Raw genomic sequence first — 23,901 nt, forward strand, 5'->3', positions numbered from 1 at the left:
GAGCTGCCTCGCCCGCCGCTCCGGCGAGTTGCAAAGAAACCGTTGCAAGGGTTTCTTTGCAACGCTACCTTTGCACTCATGACGGAGCAGCCGCCTCGGCCCCCCTCGCCCCCGCCCTCACCCGCGACGCCGCCACCACCCGCGCCCCCTCCTCCGCCGCCGCCTCCCCCGCCGCCCCGGCGCCTCGATGCCCGTTCCCTGCGCGGAATCGCCCATCCGCTCCGCATGGAACTGCTGAGCGTGCTGCGGCAACGCGGTCCGGCCACCGCGTCGATGCTCGCCGAGCGGCTGGGCGAGTCCAGCGGAGCGACCAGCTACCACCTCCGCCAGCTCGCCGCGCACGGCTTCGTCGAGGACGCCCCGGAGCAGAACAAGGGACGGGAGCGCTGGTGGCGGGCCGTCGACCAGGGCATGGGCTTCGACGAGGGGCTGCTCGACCACCCCGACCCGGCGGTGCGCGGGGCCGCCGATCTGTTCCTGCACGAGGTGGCGACGAGCCACGGCCGCGAACTGTCGACCTGGCTGGGCACGCGCGGCGACTGGTCCGAGGACTGGTCCCACGCCAGCGACATGAGCGACTTCACCCTGCGCCTGACACCGGGAAGCGCCCGTGAACTCGTCGGAAAGATGCACGAACTGATCCAGAGCTACAGCGCCCGCGAGGCCCCCGCGGACGACCCCGCGGCGGAACAGGTCCGCATCCACACGCACGCGTTCCCGCACGTCTCCGACTGACCGGCCCGATCAGGCCGCAGAAAGGTCGTCCCGATGCACCCGGACAACGCTCTCCGACTGCACCACGCCCGCGCCGCCGACCTGCGCGCCCGGGCGGACGCCCACCGGCTCGCGGCCTCGGCCCGGGCCCCGCGCGAGCTGCGCACCCGGCTCGGCTGGACCCTCGTGGAGGTGGGCCTGCGGCTGGCCGCCACACCCGGGACGGCCGTGGCGCACTGATCCGGCCGTCTCCTGGGGGCCAATACACCTAGCAGCTGGGGACCCCGCCCTTGCCCGCGTCCAGCGCCACCAGGGCGTCCACCGCGCCCGCCAGGCTCGTCACCGGGATCAGGCGGAGTCCCTCCGGGAGTTCCGCCTTCGCCTCCGAGCACTCCGCCTTCGGCACCAGGAAGACCGTCGCGCCGTCCCGCCGGGCCGCCTGGGTCTTCAGCGACACGCCCCCGACCGCGCCGACCTTCCCGTCGGCGTCGATCGTCCCCGTACCCGCGATGTTCCGGCCGCCCGTGAGGTCGCCGCCGCTGCCGTCGCCGTCCAGCTTGTCGACGATGCCGAGCGAGAAGAGCAGTCCGGCACTGGGCCCGCCGACGTCGGCGAGCTTCAGCGTCACCTTCACGTCGTCCTTCTCGTGGAGGTACGACAGCGCCGCCTCGGTGGCCGTGTCCTGGGACTTCTTCATCTCGTCCGCGTTGTGCCGCTCGATCTCCTCGACGGTGTTCCCGCTCGGGTAGACCGAGTCGCGCGGCATCACGGCGCGGTTCGTGGCGAACCAGCCGCCGAGCACGTCGCCGAGCGAGACGTTCGCGTCGGGACCCGTCGCCTCGATCGTGGTCATCCGCAGCTGACCGCTGGTGTCACGGACGGGCGCGCCACTGATCGTGATCACGGGGACGCCCTTGTTCTCGCCGAGGACGTTCGCCGTCAGGCCGGGCTGCGCCACGGAGAACGGCAGCGGCGCGAACACCGCCGTGGCGAGCAGTGCCACGACGGGAACGGCGCAGACGGCGACGGCCTTGGGACGTGTGAGGCGTGAGAGCACGGGATCAATCTAACGTCACCGCCCGGCGTGCCCCCCGTACAGGTCCCGCCGCGCGGTCGTGAAGCGGCGCAGCGCCTCAGGCAGCGGTTCGGTCCCGATCCCCGGGGTGCGCGGCACCGGCAGATGCCCGTCCTGGAGGACGAAGGGCTCGGTGATGTCCTCGGCGAAGTAGCGGCTCGACGCGGACGTGTCGCCGGGGAGGGTGAATCCGGGCAGGGCGGCGAGCGCCAGGTTGGGGGCGCGGCCGATGCCCGTCTCCAGCATTCCGCCGCACCAGGCGGGGACGCCGTGCGCGTGCGCGACGTCGTGGATGCGGCGTGCCTCCAGGTAGCCGCCGACGCGGGCGGGCTTGACGTTGACGACCCGGCACGCGTCCATGGCGATCGCGGACGCGGTGTCGCGGGCGCTGTGCAGCGACTCGTCCAGGCAGACGGGGGTGGCGACACGGCTCTGGAGCAGCGCGTGCTGGTGGAGGTTGTTCTCCTCCAGGGGCTCCTCGATCAGCAGCAGCCCGTACGCGTCGAGGCCGCGCAGATGCTCGGCGTCGGCGAGGGTGTACGCCGTGTTCGCGTCCACCTGGAGCGGCAGCGCGTCCCCGAAGCGTTCGCGCACGGCGCGCACAGGATGCAGGTCCCAGCCGGGTTCGATCTTCAGCTTGATACGGACGTACCCCTCGGAGAGGTAGCGCTCGACGTCGTCGAGGAGGGCCGGGACGGAGTCCTTGATGCCGACCGAGACGCCCGCGGGCACCCGGTCGCGCACGGCGCCGAGGTAGGTGGCGAGCGACATGCCGTGCGCACGCAGTTCGGCGTCGAGCACGGCGGTCTCCAGCGCCGCCTTGGCCAGCTCGTGCCCCTTGACCTTCGCCAGGGCGGGTGCGACGGCGGCGGCCGTGAGGTCCGGCAGGGCCGCCACGCGCGGCAGCAGGAAGTCCCGCAGCACGATCTCCGCGCCCGCCACGAACTCCGCGCAGTACAGCGGCTCGGGGTCGGCGGCGAACTCCGACCAGCCCTCGGCCACGTCCGTGACGACGTGCAGCAGGAAGGTGTCCTTCGTCGTCATGGTGCCGAACGACGTCCGGAAGGGGGTGACCAGCGGGAGGGCGATGTGGACGACCTCGACGCGTTCGAGCTTCATGCGGTGCCCTCCTCGGGGCTGCGGGTGAGCGTGTACCAGCCGTCGCGGGACATCCCCGTCGCGGTGAACCCCTCGGCGAAGGCCTCCGTGAAGACCTCCCGGACGGCGTGCCGCCAGCGCAGCGCCAGGACCGGGTCCGCGGCCCGCAGCGCCACGGCGTCGTGCGGCACACGGCACCACACGTGGTGGCCGCCGGCGTCCCGGCGGGCGAGCGGAGCGCCGTCGGGGGCGCGACGCGTGGCGGGCGCGGCGTCACGGACCGCGGCGTCCGGCACGGGGCGCGACGGGGAGGGACGGACCAGGTCCCAGGTCACCGTGAGCCGGTCGCTCTCGTCCCCGTCGTTGACCCCGTCCGCCATGGGCCCGTAGAAGTCGACGAGGTACTCCGTGCCGGCGGCGCCCAGCTTGACCAGGTTGAAGCGGGCGTTGCGGCCGACCAGCGGGTCGAAGATCCAGCGCATCGAGCGGGCGCCGCGCTCCAGGGCCCAGGTGCGCTGGGCCTGCTTCACGGCGAACCCGACGCCCCGGTCGGAGGCACGGGCCGCGGCCACGAAGGAGTACACGTCCGCCCCGGCGGGCGGACCGAAGACGGCGGCCGCGGCTCCGGCCAGCCGCCCGCCGTCGAAGGCGGCGTGCACCGCGCCGCCCGCGTGGACGAGGCTGTGCAGCACCTCGGCCGGGTACGGCGGAGCGCTGCGCGGGGTCTGCCAGACGTCGCTGAAGAAGTCGGTCACGGCGGCGATGCCGGCGACGTCGTGCACCGTGCGGACCTCGACACCGGCGGCGCGGGCCGCGGCCCGCGCGACCTCCCGCGCCTCCGCCGGCGCCCCGCCCGCCGCGCTCTCCGCCGCCCCGGGAACCCCTGCCGTGGCACCCGCCGCCCTGAGGGCGACTGCCGTGGAATCTCCTGTCATGGGTCGAGTCTGCGAGCTCCCCGCCGCCCTGGCATTGTGCATCACGACAACGAGCGCGTACGTTCCTGATGAGATCGGCCAAGCCACTGCCTGGAAGGGGGTCCCGTGGACGCCTGCACCCTCGGCGACCTGCTGGACGTCGTCGGCGGCCCGGTCCGGCTGCACACCGCGCCCCACGGGCTCACCGTGCCCGTGACGGAGGCCCTGCTCCACGACGCCCACACGCCACTGCCGAACGCGCCCGGGGCGCTGCTGCTCGCCGTCGGCGTCCGCGCGTCCGCGGCGGCACCGCTCGCGCGGGCGGCGGCACGGGCCGGAATGAGCGGGCTCGTCGTACGCGGCCCGGACGGACCGCTCGCGGACGCGGAGGCGGCGGGCGTGGCCCTGCTGTCCGTCGACGAGGACGCCGCCTGGCACCACGTGCACCTGCTGCTCGCCTCGGCGATCGGGGCCGTCCCCTCGGGCCTCGGCAGTGGCGCGGCCCTCGGCGACCTCTTCGCGCTCGCCGACGCCGTCGCGGCGGCCGTCGGCGGCGCCACCGCCGTCGAGGACCCGCGCCAGCGGATCCTCGCGTACTCGACCGTGCCGGGACAGTCGGTCGACGAGGACCGCAGGCAGGGCATCCTCGGCCTCCAGGTGCCGACGAGCCCGGAGAACTCCGAGCAGTACCGGGTGCTGTTCGCGGCCGGCGGTCCGGTACGGCTGCCCGCGCTCGGCACCGGCACCGGCACCGGCGCCGACCTGCTGCCCCGCCTCGCCGTCGCGGTGCGCGCCGGCGGCGAGACCCTCGGCTCGCTCTGGGTGGTCGACGACGGGAATCTCGCGCCGGACGCCGAGGCGGCCCTCGCGCAGGGCGCGTCCACCGCGGCGATGCTGCTGCTGCGGGCCCGGGCCGCGCAGGAGCTGGCCCGGCACCAGAACGGCGACCTGCTGCGCCGCCTCCTCGACGGCACCGCCGACCCGGCCGCCGCGGCCCACCGGCTGGGCCTGGGCATCGGCCCGGACGGCGGCCCGGCACCCGTCCGGGTCGCCGCCTTCGTGCTGGGCCCGGCCGTCTCGGCGGCCGACGTCGAACAGACCGCGCTGCGCCTCCTGGACCTCGTACGCCTCCAGTGCGAGGCGCGCTACGGGCGGCACGCCTGCGTCCTCGCCGACGGGGTCGTCTACGCGCTGCTGCCCGCGGTCGGCGAGCGCGGCGGGGCGCGGCACAAGCAGCTCGTGGAGGACGTCGTGCGGCGGGCCGGGCAGGCGCTGCGGGTGCCCGTGCGGGCGGGGCTCGGGGAGGTCGTGCCGGGGCTCGCCGAGGTGACGGCCTCCCGCGACGACGCGGACCTGGTGCTGCGCGTCCTCGGACCGGAGCTGCCCGTGGCGTCCGTCGAGGAGGTACGGGCCCGGGTCACCCTGCTCCGGCTCACCGAAGTGCTCGGCGAAAGCCGGGAGTTGAGCGCCGGGGCATGGCGCACGGTCCTCGCGTACGACGCCGAGCACGGCACCGACTACGCCCGCACCCTCGTCTGCTGGCTGGACGCGGGCTGCGACATGGCGGGCGCGGCGCGCCTGCTCGCCGTGCACCCCAACACCTGCCGCTACCGCCTGCGGCAGGCCCGGCAACAGCTCGGCATCGACCTCGACGATCCCGACGAACGGCTGGTGCTGTGGCTCCAGTTGAGGGCACTCGCGGGACTCAGGGGGACGCCGACAGCCAGCTCCTGAGCCGCTCCTCGCACGCGTGCAGCTGCGCCACCGGCACGTACTCCCCCGCCGTGTGCGCCAGCGCCGGGTCCCCGGGGCCGTAGTTGAGCGCAGGGACGCCGAGCGCGGCGAACCGGGCGACGTCGGTCCAGCCCAGCTTCGGGCGTGGCGCCACGCCGAGGACGGCGACCAGCGAGGCCACCGCCTCCTGGCCGAGCCCGGGCAGCGCGCCGGGGACGACCTCGGTGACCTCGACGTCGTGACCGGGGAACAGGTCCCGTACGTACGCCTCGGCCTCCTTGGCCGAACGGCTGGGCGCGAACCGGGAGTTGACGGTGATCACACACTCGTCGGGGACGACGTTGCCGGCGACCCCGGCGCGTACGGCGACGGCGTTCAGGCCCTCCCGGTACTCCAACCCGTCGATCACGACCCGTTGCGGCGTGTGGTCGGCGAGCCGCTGGAGGACGGCGGCGGCGCGGTGGGCGGCGTTCACGCCCATCCAGGACCGCGCGGTGTGCGCCCGCTCGCCGCGCACCGTGATCTCGGCGCTCAGCACGCCCTGACAGCCGGCCTCGACCCCGGCGTCGGACGGCTCCATCAGGATCGCGAGGTCCGCGGCGAGCAGCTCCGGGCGCGCGGCGGCGATCACCCCGAGCCCGTTGCGGTCGCCCTCCACCTCCTCGCACTCGTAGAGGACGTAGGTCACGTCACGGGCGGCCGGCGCGGGGACGGTGGCCGCGAGGCGCAGGGCGACGGCGACACCGCCCTTCATGTCGCAGGCGCCCAGGCCGTGCAGGAGGCCGCCGTCGAGGCGGGAGGGGAGGTTGCCCGCGGCGGGCACGGTGTCCAAGTGACCCGCGATCAGGACCCGTTCGGGGTGACCGAGATCGGTGCGGGCGACCACCGAGTGGCCGATCCGCTCGACGGTGAGATGCGGCAGCGTGGCGAGCGCCGCCTCGACGGCGTCCGCGAGCCGGGCCTCGTGGCCGCTCTCGGAGGGGATGTCGACGAGCGCGCGGGTGAGGGCGACGACGTCGGCGAAGAGATCGAGCCGGGTCATGCCGCTTCCTCACGTTCCGGAGCCTGGTCGAGCTTGGAGTGCCTGATCCCGTAGAGCCGGTAGATCACCAGTCCGGCCGCCATCCACGCGCCGAACGCGACCCAGGTGTCGGTGCCCAGGCTGAACAGCATGTACGCGCAGAAGCCCACGCCCAGGATCGGCGTGACCGGCGAGAAGGGCACCCGGAACGAACGCGGCGCCTCGGGGCTGCGCCGCCGCAGCAGCACCACCGCCAGGTTCACCAGCATGAAGGCGAACAGCGTGCCGATGCTGGTGGCGTCGGCGAGGGCGCCCAGTGGGACGAGCGCGGCGAGCACGGCGATGAACAGCGACACGACGACGGTGTTGGCCCGCGGCACCCCGGTCCTCGGGTGCACCTTGGAGAACAGCGGCGGCACCAGGCCGTCCCGCGACATCGCGAACAGGATGCGGATCTGCCCGTACTGCACGGTCAGCACGACGCTGGTGGTCGCGACGACCGCGCCCACCGACAGCAGGACCGGCCACAGGTTCCCGCCGCCCACCGACTGCACGAGCACCTGGCTGAGCGTGGCCTCCGTGCCCTCGAACCGCTGCCACGGCATCGCCCCGAGCGCGGCGACCGCGACGAGCACGTACAGCGCGGTGACCAGGACGAGGGAGAGGATGATCGCGCGGGGCAGGTCGCGCTGCGGGTTCCGCGCCTCCTCGCCCGCCGTGGACGCGGCGTCGAAGCCGATGTAGGAGAAGAACAGCGACGCGGCGCCCGCGCTCATCCCGGCCGTGCCGAGCGGGAACAGCGGGGTGAAGTTCCCGGCGTGGAAGGCCGTGAAGGCCACCGCGCAGAACATGACCAGGGCGGCGATCTTCACCCCGACCATCACGGTGTTCGCGACGGCGCTCTCGCGGGCCCCGCGCAGCAGCACGACCATGGACAGCACGACGATCGCGGCGGCCGGGACGTTCAGGACGCCACCGTCGCCCGGCGGCGCGCTGAGCCACTCGGGCAGCGTGACCCCGACGGTCAGGTCCAGCAGTTCGTTGACGTACTGGCCCCAACCCACGGCGACGGCGGCCACCGACACCCCGTACTCCAGGATCAGGCACCAGCCGCAGACCCAGGCGACGAGTTCGCCGAGGGTGGCGTAGGCGTAGCTGTAGGAGGAGCCGGAGCCGGGGATCATGCCGGCCAGCTCGGCGTACGACAGCGCCGAGAACAGCGCGGTCACCCCGGCCAGCACGAACGAGACGATGATGGCGGGGCCCGCCTCGGGGACGGCCTCCCCCAGCACCACGAAGATGCCCGTGCCGAGGGTCGCTCCCACGCTGAGCAACGTGAGCTGCCCGACCCCCATGGTCCGCTTCAGCGGGCTCCCGGCGGCGTCGGCGACCAGCGCCCCGACGTCCTGCCGCCGCGTCAGCCGTCCGGCCCGCCCGCCCCCCGGACCGGCCTTCGGCCCTGTACGCACTGTCTCCACCGCGCTGCTCCCTCCACCGCACCGTCCGCTTCAGTGCCCTGATGATGCGGACGCCGCAGCTCCGGCCGGTGGGAGCATCGGCCAGAGATACGCGGAAGGGTTTGTCGTCCCGGCCAAAGCGGAGGGACGGCGGCGGGCCCGTGCGGCCACGGGGCGGGGACTCCGGTTTCCACGCGGGGCGGAGGCTTCGGTTTCGGTGCCGGACGGAGGGTCCGGTTTCCGTACGGGGCGCGGGGGTGCGCGGCGCGGGGACGGGGTGCCCGGGACGTCCGGGCTCAGCGCGGGGACGGGGTGCCCGGGACGTCCGGGCTCAGCGCGGGGACGGGGTGCCCGGGACGTCCGGGCTCAGTGCGGGAACGGGGGTGTTCGGGACGTCCGGGCTCAGCGCGGGGACGGGGTGCCCGGCGCCGTCCGGGCTCGGCGTGCTGCTGAGCCCGCCCCGTGGCGTCCGGGTTCACCGGGTTCAGCGGAGTGCGTCCGCGACCTCGCGCGCGGCGTCGACCACGCGGGGCCCGACCCTCTCCGGCACGGAGTCCGCGAGCATGACGACGCCCACGCTCCCCTCGACCCCGGTCACACCGAGGAGCGGTGCCGCGGCACCGCTGGCCCCGGCCTCCAGTTCGCCGTGCGTGAGGGTGTACCCGGGCTCCTCCGCCGACGCCTGCCGGGCGGAGAGGATCGCCCGCCCCGCGGCCCCCCGGTCGAGCGGATGCCGGAACCCGGCGCGGTAGGCGACGTGGTAGTCCGTCCACGTCGGTTCGACGACGGCGACGGCCAGCGCCTCCGTCCCGTCGACGAGCGTGAGATGAGCGGTCGCCCCTATGTCCTCCGCCAGCGCGCGCAGCGCCGGCAGCGCGGCCTCCCGCACCAGCGGGTGCACCTGACGGCCCAGCCGCAGCACCCCGAGCCCGACCCGGGCGCGACCGCCCAGGTCGCGGCGGACGAGAGCGTGCTGCTCCAACGTGGCCAGCAAGCGGTACACAACGGTCCGGTTGACGCCCAGTTTGTTCGAGAGCTCGGTGACGGTCAGCCCGTGATCCGTGTCGGCGAGCAGCTTGAGGACGCGCAGTCCCCTGTCGAGCGTCTGAGAGGTCTCCGCGGTCACGACGCCCACTCCTTAGTGGTGAGGTCGACGGCCCCCTCGCGGCTGTGCGTCACCGAGTCCCGTCGGCGACGCGCTTCAGAGGCCGCCGGTCGGCTGGCGACCCGGCTGATCCCGGGCGGAGGCGCTTCACGGCTGCGCTCCGCGGCGGCGCTGCCACGGGGCGTGTGCGTAGCGGGACAGTAGCGAGCCGGTCCGCTCAGCGGAAGTCTCCGTCCAGAATCCGGGCATCGGCTGGTACGGACTGATTCCGTTTGCCCCGAATCATGGGGTGTGCGGGGCCCTAAGCGGACCGCGCACACGCCCGGCGCGCATGCCCCGCCGCGCGCCGACGGGGACCGCGAAGCGACGGACCGCGCACCGTCGCGGAGCCGGACCTGGGTGGCGCGGCGGCGCTCCGGTCCTCCGGTACGTGGCCGCACGCGTACGTGGCCGCACGCGGGTGGGGCCACGAGGTGGCGGTCCGCTGCCCGACGCGCGTGCCCGCGCCCGCGCAACCCGGATGCGGGCACCCGTCACCCGGCACCCGTCACCCGGCACCCGTCGCCCGTTCCCCGGAAGCGGCTCTCGGCACCGGCGCCCGGACCCGGTGCCGGCGCTCAACACCCGCGCCCGGACCCTGTGCCGGCGCTCAACACCCGCGCTCGTACCCGTGCCGACGCTCGACGCCCGTACCCCTGTCGACGCCCGCACTCCTGTCGACGCCCCTACCCGTGTCGACACCCGGAACCCGTACCCGGCACCCCCGGAAGCGGCACCCCCGCCCGGTGATCAGCACCCCACACCCGGGGTCACCGCATGCGGGTGGCCCACTCCTGCACCTTGGCGATCCGCTGGCGCAGCTGGCCCGCCGTCGCCTCCGCGCTCGGCGGGCCGCCGCACACCCGGCGCAGCTCGGTGTGGATCACTCCGTGCGGCTTGCCGCTCTGGTGGACGTACGCGCCGACCATCGTGTTGAGCTGCTTGCGCAGTTCCAGGAGTTCCTTGTGGGTGACCACGGGCCGCCGCTCCGCGGGGAGCTCCAGCAGGTCGGCGTCCTCGTCGGGCTTCTTGCGGCTGTGCGCGATCTGCCGCGCCTGCCGCTTCTGGAGGAGGAGTTGCACCTGCTCGGGTTCGAGGAGCCCCGGGATCCCGAGGTAGTCCTGCTCCTCCTCGCTCCCCGGGTGGGCCTGCATCCCGAACTCGGCGCCGTCGTACAGCACCCGGTCGAAGACGGCCTCGGACTCCAGCGCCTCGAAGGAGAACTGCTCCTGCTCGCCGGTGTCCTCGTCCTGCTCCCGGTTCGCCTCCTCCATCTCCTTCTCGGACTCGGCGTACGGGTCCTCCTCGCCCTCCTTCTTGGGCTTGTCGAGCGCGTGGTCCCGCTCGACCTCCATCTCGTTGGCGAAGGTCAGCAGGTCGGGGACGGTCGGGAGGAAGACCGACGCGGTCTCGCCGCGCCTGCGGGACCGCACGAAACGTCCCACGGCCTGGGCGAAGAAGAGAGGCGTGGAGATCGTGGTCGCGTACACCCCGACGGCGAGCCGGGGCACGTCGACGCCCTCGGACACCATGCGGACGGCGACCATCCACCGGTCCTGGTTGTGGCTGAACTCGTCGATGCGGTCCGAGGCGCCGGCGTCGTCGGACAGCACGAGCGTCGCCTTCGTCCCGGTGATCTCACGGATCAGCTTGGCGTAGGCGCGGGCCGAGTCCTGGTCGGAGGCGATGACGAGCGCACCCGCGTCCGGAATGGCCTTGCGGACCTCGGTCAGCCGCTGGTCGGCGGCGCGCAGCACGCTGGGCATCCACTCGCCCCGCGGGTCGAGCGCGGTGCGCCAGGCCTGCGAGACGGCGTCCTTCGTCATCGGCTCCCCGAGCCGCGCCGCGATCTCGTCGCCCGCCTTCGTACGCCACCGCATGTTGCCGCTGTAGGAGAGGAAGATGACGGGCCGCACGACCCCGTCGCCGAGGGCCGAGCCGTATCCGTACGTGTAGTCGGCGGCGGACCGGCGGATCCCGTCGTTGCCCTCCTCGTAGGCGACGAAGGGGATGGGGTTGGTGTCGGACCGGAAGGGCGTGCCGGTGAGCGCGAGCCGGCGGGTGGCCGGCTCGAACGCCTCCAGGCACGCCTCGCCCCAGGACTTGCTGTCACCGGCGTGGTGGATCTCGTCGAGGATGACGAGGGTCTTGCGCTGCTCGCTGCGGTTGCGGTGCAGCATCGGCCGCACGCCGACACCGGCGTACGTCACGGCGACGCCGTGGTACTCCTTGCCGAGCGGGCCCGCGCTGTACTCGGGGTCCAGCTTGATCCCTATGCGCGCGGCGGCCTCGGCCCACTGCTTCTTCAGGTGCTCGGTCGGCGCGACCACGGTGACCTGTTGCACGACGTGGTGGTGCAGCAGCCAGGACGCGAGCGTCAGCGCGAAGGTCGTCTTGCCGGCGCCGGGCGTGGCGACGGCGAGGAAGTCGCGCGGCTGCTCCTGGATGTACTTCTCCATCGCCCCCTGCTGCCAGGCACGCAGCTTGTTGGCGGTGCCCCAGGGGGCGCGGCCGGGGAAGGCGGGCGAGAGGTGGTGCGACGAGGAGGCACTGGCGGCGGTGGTAGTCACGGTCTCCGTGGGTGGTCGAATCAAAGGCCGCGCGCCGGACGTCGGACGGTTCGGTGGGGGGAGACGGGCGGGCGGCTCGGCTACGTATGACAACCGGGCCACCCTACCGGCGCGCCCCTCGTGTCAACGCGCGGACGGTGCCGGGTCACCCGTGGATGGGACTGAGGTCACAGCTCGCGCCGACGGTGCCGGGGACACCTGCGTGCGGGCACCGCGGAGAGGACCGAGGTCACACGGCCGCGGCCGCCGTTCCCCGCGGGCGGCCGGCGGCCACCGCCGCCGGTCACCGCTCCCGCAGGCGTGTCGTCACCCAGGCCCCCAGCAGCGCGAGGGCCGCCATCGGCAGGAACACGGCGGCGAAGGCGGCCGGGTGGGAGCCGTCCGCCGAGGCCGTGACGTCCGTGATCGAGCCGCCGCCCAGCGCCGCGAAGGCCGCGCCGCCCGCGGCCAGCAGCAGGGCGTTGGACAGGGCGTCGGAGATCTGGAGGGAGGCCGAGTTGGCGCCGGCCTCCGCGGGCGGCGACAGGCGGAGCATCAGCACACTGGTCGAGGCGACCACGAGACCCATCCCGAAGCAGCCGAACCCCCAGGCGACGGCGACGACCCACACGGGCACGGCGTGGATCAGCACGGTGGGCGCGGTGCCGATGGCGGCGGCGACCAGCACCATGCCGAGGAACATCAGCCGCTCGCGGTACGGCTCCGTCCGCGGCCGGGACTGCACATAGGACCCCAGCGCCCAGGAGCCGCCGCCCGCGGCGAGCGAGAGCCCGGCGAGCGTCGGGGACAGGCCGCGCTGGGTGACGAGCATGAGCGGCACGAAGGACTCGGCGGTGATGAAGGTGCCGTCCGCGACCCCGCGCAGCAGCACCACCGACGGCAGGCCGCGGGCCGCCCGGCAGGTGCCGCGCGGCAGCAGTGCGAGCACGGCCGGGACGAGCAGCGCGGCGCCGGCGAGGGCGGGGACGAGGGACAGCGGGCGCAGGTCCTGGGCGGCGTACTGAAGGAGCCCCGCACCCAGGGAGATGCCGAGCGCGAGCCGGATGCGGCGCCGGTCGAGGCGGGCGCGGCCGGTCCGTCCCGGGGGCCGCTCCCCTCCCGAGGCCCGCCGCCGCATCTCCGGCAGGGCGAGCGCCAGCGGGAGGGCGACCAGGGCCGGGATGCCGACGAACACCCAGCGCCAGCCGAGATGTTCGGTGACCGCGCCGGCGGCGAGCGGTCCGACCACCGAGGGGACCACCCAGGCCGCGGCGAACGCCGCCATGATCGACGGACGCAGCCGTTCCGGATAGGCCCGCCCGACGACCACGTACAGGGCGACGCCGACCAGGCCGCCGCCGAAGCCCTGCACGGCCCGGCCCAGGACGAAGACCCACATACTCCCCGCGGTCCCGGACACGAGCAGTCCCGCCGCGAAGGACCCGATCCCGGCGGTGAGCGACGCCAGCGGGCCGTCCCGGTCGGACAACTGGCCTGCGAGGACCATCCCGAACAGGCTCGTCGTGAAGTACCCCGAGAACCCGAACGCGTACAGCGACACCCCGTCCAGGTCCCGCGCCGCCACGGGCATCGCCGTGCCGACGGCCGTCGCCTCGAAGGCGATCACCAGCACCACGGACACGATGCCGATGCTGAGCGCCCGGTGGGGCCGGCTCAGCACGCCGCCCTCGTCCGGTGACGGGGCGGTCGTGGCATCGCGGGCTTCCAGGGCGGTCATGGCCGTCAGCGTAGGAGCCCGGGGACCGCCCTGGCCCCTGTCCGAAGACGGTGATCCACTGGGCCTTTGGTCGTACGACCAGCACGTTCCGCGCCCCCACCGGGCCCGCGGCGGGGCCACCACCTCCCCGGGCCGGCACCGCCCGCGCCGCCCGCCGGCCCCGCGGCGGGGCACCGCCCGCCGCTCGGCGAGAGATCGTCCGCCACGCGAGAGGGCGCCGCTCGGTACTTCGTGACGCGCCCGCCGAGACGCCTCCCCGCCTGCCGCCCGCCCGTTCATGAACGGCGTATGGCAGTCGCGTTGCAGCGCTCCCGCAGCCCTTGAGCCCCGTCGTCACCCGTCCCTACGGTCGACTCATCGGGTTCGGAACGAGTGAGCCGTGCCGCACCTGATTCCGGCCGTGTGCCCGAGTGGTTCAGGGACTCGCCTGCAAAGCGAGTTACGCGGGTTCGATTCCCGCCACGGCCTCCATCTGTCCGACCGGACAGAACGCAAGGGGCGGCACGCCACATGGGTGCCGCCCCTCAGTCGTCCGTGGCCCGCTCGGGGACACCGGGGGTCAGAGCCCGTATCGACGCTGCGGGCGCAGTGCTTCATGGCGTGCCGGCATCATGCCTCGGCCCGTTGGGTGATGGCCGCCTCGGTGCGGTCTCCCAGGAATTCGTACCACCGGCGTTCCAGGCAGACGTAACGCACGTCCGCCTCGACGAGGCTGAGGAAACCCGACACGGTCTCCGTGAGGCGTTGCTGCAGCCCCGGGTCGGCCAGCGTTCCGTCCTCGGAGAAGGCCTCGTAGCTGTTGGCCACGCTGAACATGTCCGGGTAGACACGGGTGCCCAGGTGCTCCAGGGGAACCCTCAGGGCCCACAGCCCGCGGTTGCCGCCGACCAGGGACGGCGACGCGGAAACGAGCATCGCGTGCTTGGTCTTGAACGGCTGCGGCCGGACACGGGAGACCCAGTCGATCGCGTTCTTCAGTACGCCTGGCACGGAGGCGTTGTACTCCGGCGAGGAGATGACGAAGGCGTCGCTCCGCTCGAGTCGGTCGCGCAGGGCGAGGGCACCGTGCGGCAGCCCTTCCGCTGCCTCCGTGTCACCGTCGTACAAGGGCATGTCGAAGTCGCGCATTGCGGCGAGGTCGACAGCGGCACCGGTGTCGGAGAGGAGCCGGCCAACGAGGGAGGCGAGGCGGGCGTTGGCCGAATCGGCCCGCAGTGCCGCCCCGAAGACCAGGAATCGGAGCGGGCCGGGATGCGTGTCCGTGGACATGGGTCCGTCCTTCCGTCGTGGGCACGCTGGCACGCTCCTCCAGCGGCAGCCTCCATGACCAGTGTGGTTCCGGGAGGGACAACGCGCGACCGGCAGCCCGGAGCCGGGCCGGGCCGACGGAGGCGCAGACTCGGAAAGGCGTGCGCGGACAAACCCGCAAAGCGAGTTGCGCGGGTTCGATTCCCGCCACGGCCTCCATTGCCTGACCAGGCGGAACGAAAGGACGGAACTCCGGAAAGGGTGCCGCCCTCGCGATGCGGAGTGCGCTCTGAGCCGATCGAGGGAGCGACAGCGCGCCGCCTGGCGATCAGGGCGCGGCAGAAGAACAGTGGCCTTCATGAAAAGGGCCGCGTTGGATGACGTCGAGAGAATCACAGGCAGCGGAAAAGCAGTCATGTCGGCGGACGACTGCACCGTCGTCAGCATCGTCCGGGAAACAATCACCAGCGGTAAGTCGGCGTCGTTCTACCTGTCTCCCTCGCAGGCGGCGGCTGTCAGAGCCTGGTACTGGACGCCTGACCGGGTCAAGAAGACCGGCATCAGGACGGTATCGAGCGCGGAGAGGGCCAAGATCGCTTCGGACCTCGGCGTCAAGGACATCGGCACGTTTCGGTGCAACCGCATCCAGTGCGAGTGCGGGCAGGTCTACGGCGCTTTCGAGTTCCTGCAGCAGGGAATCAAAGAACACGGCAAGGACGCGGTGCTGTCGGTTTTCGCGCTGAAGAACGCCGCGATTCTGCGCGTCAATCCTCCCGACCTCCCGGTCTGCCCGAAGTGCGATGAACTCCTGACGGAAAGAATGACCTACGACAACGGCACGTACGGATGCTCCTTCGGTACCGAGGACTGACGAGGACCGAATTCACGGTCCACGTCCCCGGACCTCACGCGTACAGCACGCCCCCGGCCCGGTCGTCGAAGGCCTCCGGCCAGTAGCGGCGGCCGTCGTCGCCGGGCAGGGCCGGGGTCCGGTCGCAGGCGACGGGGTCGACCGTCGCGAGGGTCTGGGACATCGTGGCGGCGAGCTGCTCGTAGGTGTCGCTGAGGTGGTGGGCCGCGTCGAGGGCCTTCTCGCGGTGCAGCAGCCAGAGCGTGAAGGCGAGGGTGGAGATGTCGGCGTTGAGGGGGCGGAGGGTGAGGTCCGGCTCGCTCCAGGCGAGGACCGCGCCCGTGCCGCCGTCCACCACGAGGCTGATGTCCTCCACCAGCTGGCCGAGGCGTATCAGGCGGTCGGCGCCGGCGGGGAGGTCGTCCGCGGAGAACTCGCCGGGGCGCTCGTCGGCGTAGTACTCGGTGAGGGCCGGCAGCGGCACCTCCATGTCGAGCTGGAAGAGGAAGCCGTCCTCGGGCAGCCCGGTCTCGCGCAGGAAGCGGCGGGTCGGCTCGTGGGTGAGCGCGGACGGGAAGTCGACGTCCTCGAACCGCATGATCCCGCCCGCGCCGAACTCCTCGTCCAGCAGCCGCTTCGGCAGGTCGAGGACGAGTCCGTCGCCGGGGCCCGCGATCCGGGTGAGCGGGCGGATCAGCGCGGCCATCCGCCAGAACGGCGGCACCCGGTCCGCCGCGGCCTCGGCGAAGACGGCGCTGAGCCGCTGCGAGGCCTCCGTGACCGCCTTGGGGCCGAACCGGCCACGGGACGACGCGAGTTCAGTCGCAGCCGCTCCGGTGGGGAACTGATCGCGGGACGGGACGAGTTCGAGCGTGGCTGCTCCGGATCCGCCACGCGGCGGAGCGAGTTCGGTCGCGGCGGCTCTCTTGGCGAACTGCCCGTGGGACGGGGCGAGTGCGGCCGGGTTCGTCCCGAAGTCGAAGGCGGTCCCGGGGCCGAACCGGCCGCGGGGCGTGGACAGTTCCTCCGTGACCGCGGCGAAGCGCAGCAGGGCCTCCAGGGAGGGGGCCAGCGGGGTCAGGTCCATGGGGGCGGGGTGGCCGCCGATGGACGTCGTGGAGATCTCCCCGGTCGTGCCGTCGAGCACGATGGACTCCAGGTCCCGGTCCAGGCTGCGCAGGGCTCCCACGACGACCTGGTCCCGGAGCTCCCCGGCAAGTCTGTCGGCGTCGCCCGCGAGGTCCACGAGCCGCCGCAGCCCGTGCTCGCGCAGTGCGCCGAACGCCAGCAGCGCGCCGTCGTGGGGCAGTCCGGGGCCGGTCAGCAGGTGCCGCGTCCCCCTGTGTGTGACGTACGGGTCCAGCTCGTCGTCCGTCAGTGTGATCGCACCGCCGACGCCGGTGTCAGTCGTGCTCATGGCTCCCCCGCGCATGTGAACGCATCGTGCTTCCCCCTGTGGGGAACAGCTCCGCGTCCCGCGGCGGTTCCCCATGTTCGAGAACCATACGCCGCGGCACTGACAACGCCGGAAACTCCCGGGAACGAGCCGCCCGTGGCCGAAACCGGCCGGCGGTCGGCCGCTCAGCCGAAGTACACGCCGCCCGCGACGACGACCACGGCGGCCAGGACGAACAGCAGCACCCAGAGCGCCAGTTTCCCGACGCCGGGCGCGGGTTCGTAGCGCGGCTCCCCGTTCCCGGGGGCCCGCGCGGGGTCGCCCGGCGTCGGCTCGGGCGTGCTCACGCGCCCGTCACCACGGCCGCCTGCGGGCGGATCGGCAGGCGGTTGACGGGACGGCCCGTCGCCGCCCGGACGGCGGAGGCGACCGCCGCCGGGGACGTCACGACCGGTACCGCGCTGACCGCCTTGGCGCCGAAGGGGGCGACGACGTCGCGCTCCTCGACGAGCTTGACGATGTGGATGTCGGGGACGTCCAGGGCGGTGGGAAGGGAGTAGCCGGTCAGGTCGGGATGGCGGACGAGGCCGCGGGCCGTGCGCAGGTTCTCCGTCAGCGCGGCGCCGACGCCCTGGGTGACGCCGGCCTCGATGCGGGCGGCGAGCTGCGCCGGGTTGAGCACCCGGCCGACGTCCTGGGCGAGCGCCAGTTCCACGACGCGTACGGAGCCGAGCTCGATGTCGACGTCCACGACCGCGCGGATCGCGCAGAAGGCCAGGCCCACGAAGGCGTCGCCCTGGCCGGCTTCGTCGAGCGGCTCGGTGGGGTGCGGGCGGCACTGCGCGGTGGCCCACAGCTCCTTGCCGTCCATCGCCTCGGTGACCGTGGTGGACAGCACCCCGTCGTACGAGGTGATCTTGCCGTCGGTGATCTGGAGCAGTTCGGTCGACATCCCGAACTTGTGCGCCAGGGGCTGCAGCAGCTGGGTGCGGACCATCTTGGCCGCGCGCTCCACCGCTCCGCCGGACACCCAGGTGTGGCGGCCCCGGCAGCTCGCGCCGGCCGGGGGCTGGTCGGTGTCGACGGGCGCGACGTGCACCTCGTCGATGCCGAGCGTCTCCTGGACGATCTGCCGGGCCAGCGTGGTGAAGCCCTGGCCGGTCTCCACGGCCGCGCACAGCACCGTGGCGACGCCGTCGTGGACCTTCACGGTGGCCGTCGAGACCTCGTCGGCACCCTCGGCGCCGAGCATGTGGACCATGCCGAGGCCGTAGCCGACGCCGCGGCGCACGGCGCCGGGCTCGCCCGCGCCCTCGGGCCCGCCGGGCAGCAGCCACTCGTCCTCGGGCGTGTCCTTGGGGAGCGCGGGGAGCGGGTGGTCGCGTACGGCCTGGAGCAGTTCGGCGACCGGGGCCGGGCACGTCACCGTCTGTCCGGTCGGGAGCACGTCGCCCGTGGCCATGGCGTTGCGCAGGCGCAGTTCGGCCGGGTCGACGCCGAGCTTCTTGGCCAGCTTGTCCATCTGCGCCTCGTAGGCGGCGCACACCTGCATGGCGCCCTCGCCGCGCACATGGCCGGAGGGCGGGTTGTTGGTGCGTACGGCCCAGCCCTCGATGAAGGCGTTCGGGACGACGTAGGGACCGCAGGCGAAGGCGACGGCGGCGGCCAGCGACTCGGAGGAGGTGTCGGAGTAGGCGCCGGCGTCGAGCAGGATCTGCGCCTCGACCTTCACCAGCTTGCCGTCGGCGTCGGCGTGGTGCCGGTAGCGCAGCAGCGTGGGGTGCCGGTGGGCGTGGCCGAGGAAGGACTCCTCGCGCGTAGCGGTGAGTTTGACCGGGCAGCCGGTCTTCAGCGCGAGCAGGCCGAGGGGCAGCTGGAAGCCCTGGTCCTCGCGGTCGGCGGTGGCGCCGGGGACGCCGGTGACGACGACCTTCACGCGCTCGGGTTCCAGGCCGTAGCAGGCGGCGGCGGTGTCGCGGTCGGCGTGCGGGTCGGTGGAGGCGAGGTAGAGCTCGACGCCGCCGTCGGGGCGGGGCACGGCGAGACCGGCTTCCGCGCCGATGGGTGCCGGGTCCTGGCGGCCGATGCGGTACTGGCCCTCGACGACGATCTCGCCGACCGCGTCCGGGTCGCCGTGGCGCAGCGGGATGTGGCGGATCAGGTTGCCGTCGGGGTGCAGGGGTTCGGCCTCGAAGGCGAGCTCCGGGTCGGTCACCGCGTCGAGCACCTCGTACTCGACGATGACGGCGGCGGCGGCCATGCGGGCGGTGTCGGGGTGGTCGGCGGCGACGGCCGCGATGGGTTCGCCGTGGTGGCGGACGACCTCGGAGGCGAACACCGGGCGGTCGGCTCTGCCGCGGCCGTGCAGCGGGTTGCCGGGCACATCCTCGTGGGTGACGACCGCGCGTACGCCGGGCATCTCGCGCGCGTGGCTGGTGTCGATGGACACGATGCGCGCGTGGGGATGCGGCGACCTGAGCACGGCGGCCCACAGCAGGCCCTCGGCCCACAGGTCGGCGGCGTAGGGGAAGGTGCCTTCGGTCTTGGCGCGGGCGTCCGCGGCGGGCAGCGAGACGCCGATCCCGTGCGGCAGGGGCTCGGGGCCCGTCTCGGGCACCGCCGGTGTCGCGGTGGCGGTTTCGTTGCTCACGCCTGGCCTCCGTCCTGGCCGTACGGCTGCTCATGCGGCGCCTGGGGGTCGTACGGAGAAGTGTCCTCGAAGGAGCCCGCTTCGTAGGCCGCCGGGTTGACGCCGCCCGCTCCGGGGCCCGCCTGGTGCGGGATGCGGGCCTCGTCGACGTCCGGGGTGGCATCGGTGGCGGAGTGCGCCTCGCGTTCGGCGACGACCTCGCGGACGGCGTCCAGGACGCCCCGGTAGCCGGAGCAGCGGCAGAGGTTGCCGCACAGGGCCTGGCGGGTCTCCAGCTCGGTCGGCGCGGGGTTGCCCTCCAGCAGGTCGTGCAGGGTCATCGCCATGCCCGGCACGCAGAAGCCGCACTGCACGGCGCCGCACCTGGCCAGCGCGCGCTGGACGTCGGAGGGCTGTCCGTCGGCGGCCAGGCCCTCGACGGTGCGCACCTCGCTGCTCGCCGCGGTGACGGCGGGCACCAGGCAGGAGGCGACGAGCCGGCCGTCGACCTGGACGTTGCAGGCGCCGCACTCGCCCTGCGAGCAGCCGTCCTTGGCGCCGGCGAGGCCGAGGCGCTCGCGCAGGACGTAGAGCAGCGACTCGCCGATCCAGGCGTCGGTGACGGGGCGGTCCGCGCCGTTGACGCTCAGGACGTACGAGGCGAGGGGGTGTTCGTCGTTCGCGGGTGCGGCGGCGGTCTCCGCGTCGTGGGCCGTACCGGCCTCGGTGTCCGCCTCGGGGGCGGGCGTACCGGTCCGGGCATCGTCGGCGGCCTCGTGCGCCCGGTCCGGCGCGTGTTCCTCCGCGGGCCCGGCGGGGTCGGCCGCGCCGGTCTCCTCAGGGGCCTCGTGCGCGGGCCCGGCGGGCTCCTGGGCGCCCTGGGCGGGCGGGTGCGGGTGCCGGGGCGTCGAAGCGCCCTCGGGGCCCCCGGCGGGCCCCTGCGGCGGCTCGGCGGTCCACGCCTGGCCGATGACTTCGGACGCCCAGGGCGCGGCGGCGCCGCCCGGGAGGGTGGCGGGCGGGTTCCCGCCCCACTGCTCGACGAGCGCCGACGTGGTGAACTCGCCCGATTCGTCCGGGAGGTCGCCTCCGGCGACGGGGATGGACCACTGCCCGGTCACGTCGTGACCGGGGGCGGCGCCCTCCTGGGCGGCCTCGCTGAAGTCCCACTGCCCGGTGGCGGGCGGCTGGTACGAGAACCGGTCGTCCGGGGCCTCGTGGGCCCCGGTGCCCGGCTCCGGCCAGTCCGCGGACCCGGCCGGCACGTTCCAGGTCCCGGTGGCGGCCGGGTCGGTGGCGTCCGGGGTCGCGGGCTGCACGCTGATCTGCGGGGGCACGTAGCCGTGGCCGGGGGCCGCGAGCGGGCTCTCCCGTTCGGCGAGGAGGGCTTCGATGCCCCCTTCGGGGAGCTTGACGAAGGCGGTGGCCCCGTCGTCGTAGTCGCCCTGGGGCAGCGGGTCCCAGCGGCCCCCGCTCTGCGGGGTGCCCTCTCCGTGCTGGTCGTCGGTCACGACAGCGCCCTCCCCAGTGCTCGTCGGGCCAGCGCGGCGACGGTGCGCCGCAGGTGCAGTACGGCGGGCGGAAGCTGCCCCGGGGAGCCGTCCTCGGCGGGTCCCGGATCCGGGATGCAGGCCGCGGCGACGTACTCGCCGAACGCGTGGAGCGCCTCGGGCACGATCGAGCGGCTGTTGTCCCAGTCGATGAGCTGGGCGACCCACGCCTCGGCGTCCAGGGGGCGCAGCGGCATCGGCGCTATGGCCCCGACCGCGCACCGCACGCCGCGTCGCGCCGGGTCGAGGACGAGTGCCACCGAGGCGACGGCGCGGCCGGGCCCGGTGCGGCCGGTCGCCTTGAGGAAGACCTGCGGGGCGTGCAGCAGCGGCACGCGCACGTAGCCGATGAGCTCGCCGCCGCGGAGCATCTCCATGCCGGCCAGCAGGTGCGAGACGGGGATCTCGCGGCGGGCTCCGCCCGGGCCCGCGACGATCAGCGTGGCCTCCAGGGCGGCCAGCACGGGCAGCGCGTCGCCGGTCGGGGCGGCGCTCGCGATGTTGCCGCCGAGGGTGCCGGCGTTGCGGATCTGCGGCGGTCCGGCCGCGCGCGCGGCGGCGGCCAGCGCCGGGATGAGCGCCGCGAAGTCGGGGCGCCCCATGCGGGCGTGGGTGAGGCCGGCGCCGAGCAGCGCGTGGCCGTCCTGGTACTGCCAGCCGCGGATCTCGCTGATCCGGCCGAGGCCGACGAGGGCGGCCGGCCGCAGCTGTCCGGAGTTGACGGCGGCCATGAGGTCGGTGCCGCCGGCGACGGGGACGGCGGCGGGCATGGCGGCCAGGGCCGCGACCGCCTCGTCCAGCGAGGCGGGCAGCGTCACGGCCTGCGCCGCCTGCGGTGCGTGCGTGGTCAAACCGGCTGCCCCTTCCCGCTGCCCCACCTGGTCCCACCTGTGCTGCCGTACGGTACGTGCTGACAGGGCGGACGTGGCAACTCTGGCACATCTTCCCCGGACCTCGACGCTGGGGTCCGCTAGGAGGCATTCGCCCCCCTCACCAGCGAGATGGTCCGTTTTCGTACGGCATCGCCAATGAGAGCGAATTGCCACTCTTCGGTGATCCTTGGGGGCCTTTTTCCTCGTGAGGCCGCGGTGCCGGGGTGAACGTCGTGTGACACACCGGTGGGGAGTCACCTCACACGTTTGGGGGCGCCCCCTCGATCGGACGTCCGAGCACACCCGGTCGCTTCTGCCACGGCAGCGGTCCGGTGGGCGGGCGGTAGGCCACTCCCAGGGCGTCGAGCCGCCCGTAGTGGGCGGCCATCCGCCGCTCGAAGGCGGCGAAGTCCCGTGCGGCGGGGGCGGGCAGGGCGCTCCAGGCGACCTCGGCGAACGCCGCGAGCCGCGGGAACGTCTGGTAGTCGACGCGTGCCCGGTCCTCCATCACCTCGGTCCACACGTTCGCCTGAGTGCCCAGCACATGGCGTTCCTGCTCGGGCGTGAGCCCCGCGGGCACCGGCTCGAAGCGGTAGACGTCCTCCAGGGTGCGGACGTAGGCGATGGGCACCGGCTCGTCCTCGCCGCCGCCCTGACGGTAGTCCAGGTACACGTGCTGCTCGGGGCACATGACGACGTCGTGGCCGGCGCGGGCGGCCGTGACGCCGCCCTCGTAGCCGCGCCACGAGGAGACGGCGGCGCCGTCGGCGAGCCCGCCCTCCAGGATCTCGTCCCAGCCGATGAGCCGACGCCCGCGCGCCGAGAGCCAGTTGTCGAAGTGCCGGACGAACCAGGACTGCAACGCGTCCTCGTCCGCGAGCCCGAGTTCCTTGATGCGCGCCTGGACCGCCGGGGACTGCCGCCACTGGTCCTTGGGGCACTCGTCGCCGCCGATGTGGAAGAACTCGGAGAACCGCGGGAAGCGCGCGGGGTCCGCCGGGAACAGGTCGAGGAGTTCCTCGAACACCCCCTCGTAGAAGCGCAGGGTGTTGTCGGTGGGGGCGAGTACGTTTTCGGAGACACCCCAGTTGTCCCAGACGTTCAGCGAGGCCGTGTCGACGACGTCGGTGTTGCCGAGTTCCGGATACGCGGCGATGGCCGCCTGGGAGTGGCCCGGGACGTCGATTTCGGGGACGACGGCGATATGCCGCTCGGCCGCGTAGGCCACGATCTCGCGGATGTCGTCCTGTGTGTAGAAGCCTCCGTGCGGCTTCTCGTCCCACAGCGGTGAGGCGCGGTGACCGAATTTCGTGCGCGCCCGCCAGGATCCGACCTCGGTCAGCCTCGGATACTTCTTGATCTGAACACGCCACCCCTGGTCGTCGGTGAGGTGGAAGTGGAAGACGTTGAGTTTGTGGGCGGCCATCAGATCGAGATGACGCAGCACCGCGTCCTTGGGCAGGAAGTGCCGGGAGACGTCGAGCATGACGCCGCGCCAGGGGAATCGGGGCGCGTCCTCGATCACCTGCTGAGCGACGGCGTACGTCGTGCCCGGCCGGACGGGGGCGCGGCGGAAGGCGTCGGGGCCGAGGAGCTGACGCAGCGTCTGCGCCCCCCAGAAGACGCCGGCCGCGTCGCCGCCACGGATCTCCACGCCCTCCCCGGCGACGGCGCGGAGCCGGTGGGCCTCCGGCTCCAGGGTGTCGTCGAGGACCAGCCGTACGGCGTTGCGGGCGTCCTGCGGCCCTGGTGGCAGGCCCAGACCGAGCGCCGCGCCGAGCGTGGAGCGCAGCCAGCGTTCGGCGGTTCCCGTGCCGGGCGCGGCCCACAGCGTGGTGTCGGCGTCGAGGCGGACCTCGCCGGGCACGGATTCGTCGACGGCGCGGGGCGCCGGGATCACATCACTCACGTC

19 protein-coding genes and 1 tRNA gene are annotated in these 23,901 nt (G+C 73.8%); 5 read left to right on the plus strand and 15 right to left on the minus strand.

The annotated features are described in order from the left end of the window. Positions 1-78: 78 nt before the first annotated feature. Both ACSYGO_RS19955 and ACSYGO_RS19960 read left to right on the plus strand, forming a co-directional pair. Positions 79-735, plus strand: a complete 657-nt coding sequence (locus ACSYGO_RS19955) for a helix-turn-helix domain-containing protein (RefSeq protein ID WP_432172179.1) — start codon at positions 79-81, stop codon at positions 733-735. Between the two features lie 33 nt (positions 736-768). After that, the gene (locus ACSYGO_RS19960) at positions 769-954 is read left to right on the plus strand and encodes a hypothetical protein (protein ID WP_426675482.1); all 186 of its coding nucleotides are present in this window, start codon (positions 769-771) and stop codon (positions 952-954) included. 28 nt (positions 955-982) lie between these two features. Here ACSYGO_RS19960 and ACSYGO_RS19965 read toward each other — a convergent pair whose 3' ends face one another. Genes ACSYGO_RS19965 through ACSYGO_RS19975 form a run of 3 tightly spaced genes read right to left on the minus strand, consistent with a single transcriptional unit; the run spans position 983 to position 3,822 of the window. Further along, positions 983-1,771, minus strand: coding sequence for a S16 family serine protease (locus ACSYGO_RS19965; protein WP_460387178.1), 789 nt, complete (start codon positions 1,769-1,771; stop codon positions 983-985). 15 nt (positions 1,772-1,786) lie between these two features. Continuing rightward, on the minus strand, positions 1,787-2,908 hold the full coding sequence (menC, locus tag ACSYGO_RS19970) for an o-succinylbenzoate synthase (protein WP_426675480.1): 1,122 nt from the start codon (positions 2,906-2,908) through the stop codon (positions 1,787-1,789). Beyond that, positions 2,905-3,822, minus strand: a complete 918-nt coding sequence (locus tag ACSYGO_RS19975; protein WP_426675479.1) for a chorismate synthase — start codon at positions 3,820-3,822, stop codon at positions 2,905-2,907. Before ACSYGO_RS19975 ends, menC begins: the two co-directional genes overlap by 4 nt. A gap of 105 nt (positions 3,823-3,927) precedes the next feature. On the opposite strand from ACSYGO_RS19975, the gene ACSYGO_RS19980 reads away from it, so the two are divergent. Continuing rightward, a complete protein-coding gene (locus tag ACSYGO_RS19980) occupies positions 3,928-5,535 on the plus strand; it encodes a PucR family transcriptional regulator (protein WP_460387179.1) in 1,608 nt (535 codons plus the stop codon). Here ACSYGO_RS19980 and dapE read toward each other — a convergent pair. From dapE to ACSYGO_RS20005, 5 genes are all read right to left on the minus strand, one after another. Then, positions 5,507-6,577 carry a succinyl-diaminopimelate desuccinylase gene (gene dapE, locus ACSYGO_RS19985; RefSeq protein WP_460387180.1) on the minus strand — a complete coding sequence of 357 codons (1,071 nt, stop codon included), beginning with the start codon at positions 6,575-6,577 and terminating at the stop codon, positions 5,507-5,509. The two genes, ACSYGO_RS19980 and dapE, sit on opposite strands and share 29 nt — an antisense overlap. Beyond that, positions 6,574-8,034: an amino acid permease gene (locus ACSYGO_RS19990; protein WP_460387181.1), complete on the minus strand. Its 1,461-nt coding sequence runs from the start codon at positions 8,032-8,034 to the stop codon at positions 6,574-6,576. Before ACSYGO_RS19990 ends, dapE begins: the two co-directional genes overlap by 4 nt. A 463-nt stretch (positions 8,035-8,497) precedes the next feature. Then, the gene (locus ACSYGO_RS19995; protein ID WP_028804724.1) at positions 8,498-9,139 is read right to left on the minus strand and encodes an IclR family transcriptional regulator; all 642 of its coding nucleotides are present in this window, start codon (positions 9,137-9,139) and stop codon (positions 8,498-8,500) included. A 788-nt stretch (positions 9,140-9,927) separates the two neighbouring features. Next, positions 9,928-11,727: a DEAD/DEAH box helicase gene (locus tag ACSYGO_RS20000; RefSeq protein WP_460387182.1), complete on the minus strand. Its 1,800-nt coding sequence runs from the start codon at positions 11,725-11,727 to the stop codon at positions 9,928-9,930. A 283-nt stretch (positions 11,728-12,010) separates the two neighbouring features. Further along, positions 12,011-13,444 carry an MFS transporter gene (locus tag ACSYGO_RS20005; protein ID WP_460387183.1) on the minus strand — a complete coding sequence of 478 codons (1,434 nt, stop codon included), beginning with the start codon at positions 13,442-13,444 and terminating at the stop codon, positions 12,011-12,013. Between the two features lie 396 nt (positions 13,445-13,840). On the opposite strand from ACSYGO_RS20005, the gene ACSYGO_RS20010 reads away from it, so the two are divergent. Continuing rightward, a tRNA-Cys gene (locus ACSYGO_RS20010) sits at positions 13,841-13,915 on the plus strand. 138 nt (positions 13,916-14,053) lie between these two features. Here ACSYGO_RS20010 and ACSYGO_RS20015 read toward each other — a convergent pair. Further along, the gene (locus tag ACSYGO_RS20015; protein ID WP_460387184.1) at positions 14,054-14,713 is read right to left on the minus strand and encodes an NADPH-dependent FMN reductase; all 660 of its coding nucleotides are present in this window, start codon (positions 14,711-14,713) and stop codon (positions 14,054-14,056) included. Between the two features lie 337 nt (positions 14,714-15,050). Between ACSYGO_RS20015 and ACSYGO_RS20020 the strand changes: the two genes are divergently transcribed. Beyond that, positions 15,051-15,563, plus strand: a complete 513-nt coding sequence (locus ACSYGO_RS20020) for a hypothetical protein (RefSeq protein WP_426675473.1) — start codon at positions 15,051-15,053, stop codon at positions 15,561-15,563. 34 nt (positions 15,564-15,597) lie between these two features. Here the strand turns inward: ACSYGO_RS20020 and ACSYGO_RS20025 are convergent, their stop codons facing one another. From ACSYGO_RS20025 to ACSYGO_RS20050, 6 genes are all read right to left on the minus strand, one after another. Continuing rightward, positions 15,598-16,959 (minus strand): SUKH-4 family immunity protein, encoded by a 1,362-nt coding sequence (locus tag ACSYGO_RS20025; RefSeq protein WP_432172186.1) that lies wholly within the window; start codon positions 16,957-16,959, stop codon positions 15,598-15,600. Positions 16,960-17,123: 164 nt separating this feature from the next. After that, complete coding sequence (locus ACSYGO_RS20030; RefSeq protein WP_432172187.1) at positions 17,124-17,285, minus strand: hypothetical protein; 162 nt, start codon at positions 17,283-17,285, stop codon at positions 17,124-17,126. After that, positions 17,282-19,588 (minus strand): xanthine dehydrogenase family protein molybdopterin-binding subunit, encoded by a 2,307-nt coding sequence (locus ACSYGO_RS20035; RefSeq protein WP_432172188.1) that lies wholly within the window; start codon positions 19,586-19,588, stop codon positions 17,282-17,284. The genes ACSYGO_RS20030 and ACSYGO_RS20035 overlap by 4 nt, the downstream gene beginning before the upstream one ends. Beyond that, positions 19,585-21,078 carry a (2Fe-2S)-binding protein gene (locus tag ACSYGO_RS20040; protein ID WP_460387185.1) on the minus strand — a complete coding sequence of 498 codons (1,494 nt, stop codon included), beginning with the start codon at positions 21,076-21,078 and terminating at the stop codon, positions 19,585-19,587. The genes ACSYGO_RS20035 and ACSYGO_RS20040 overlap by 4 nt, the downstream gene beginning before the upstream one ends. After that, positions 21,075-21,968 carry an FAD binding domain-containing protein gene (locus tag ACSYGO_RS20045; RefSeq protein WP_359491592.1) on the minus strand — a complete coding sequence of 298 codons (894 nt, stop codon included), beginning with the start codon at positions 21,966-21,968 and terminating at the stop codon, positions 21,075-21,077. The genes ACSYGO_RS20040 and ACSYGO_RS20045 overlap by 4 nt, the downstream gene beginning before the upstream one ends. Before the next feature lie 280 nt (positions 21,969-22,248). Then, positions 22,249-23,898 (minus strand): beta-N-acetylhexosaminidase, encoded by a 1,650-nt coding sequence (locus tag ACSYGO_RS20050; protein WP_460387186.1) that lies wholly within the window; start codon positions 23,896-23,898, stop codon positions 22,249-22,251. Positions 23,899-23,901 lie beyond the last annotated feature (3 nt).

Source organism: Streptomyces krungchingensis (assembly GCF_054729265.1).

Excerpts from the sequence above, each read along its gene's own strand:
- ACSYGO_RS19955 (WP_432172179.1), top strand. The coding sequence starts at position 79 with ATGACGGAGCAGCCGCCTCGGCCCCCCTCGCCCCCGCCCTCACCCGCG.
- ACSYGO_RS19960 (WP_426675482.1), top strand. The coding sequence starts at position 769 with ATGCACCCGGACAACGCTCTCCGACTGCACCACGCCCGCGCCGCCGAC.
- menC (WP_426675480.1), bottom strand. The coding sequence starts at position 2,908 with ATGAAGCTCGAACGCGTCGAGGTCGTCCACATCGCCCTCCCGCTGGTC.
- ACSYGO_RS19975 (WP_426675479.1), bottom strand. The coding sequence starts at position 3,822 with ATGACAGGAGATTCCACGGCAGTCGCCCTCAGGGCGGCGGGTGCCACG.
- dapE (WP_460387180.1), bottom strand. The coding sequence starts at position 6,577 with ATGACCCGGCTCGATCTCTTCGCCGACGTCGTCGCCCTCACCCGCGCG.
- ACSYGO_RS20005 (WP_460387183.1), bottom strand. The coding sequence starts at position 13,444 with ATGACCGCCCTGGAAGCCCGCGATGCCACGACCGCCCCGTCACCGGAC.
- ACSYGO_RS20015 (WP_460387184.1), bottom strand. The coding sequence starts at position 14,713 with ATGTCCACGGACACGCATCCCGGCCCGCTCCGATTCCTGGTCTTCGGG.
- ACSYGO_RS20020 (WP_426675473.1), top strand. The coding sequence starts at position 15,051 with ATGAAAAGGGCCGCGTTGGATGACGTCGAGAGAATCACAGGCAGCGGA.
- ACSYGO_RS20025 (WP_432172186.1), bottom strand. The coding sequence starts at position 16,959 with ATGAGCACGACTGACACCGGCGTCGGCGGTGCGATCACACTGACGGAC.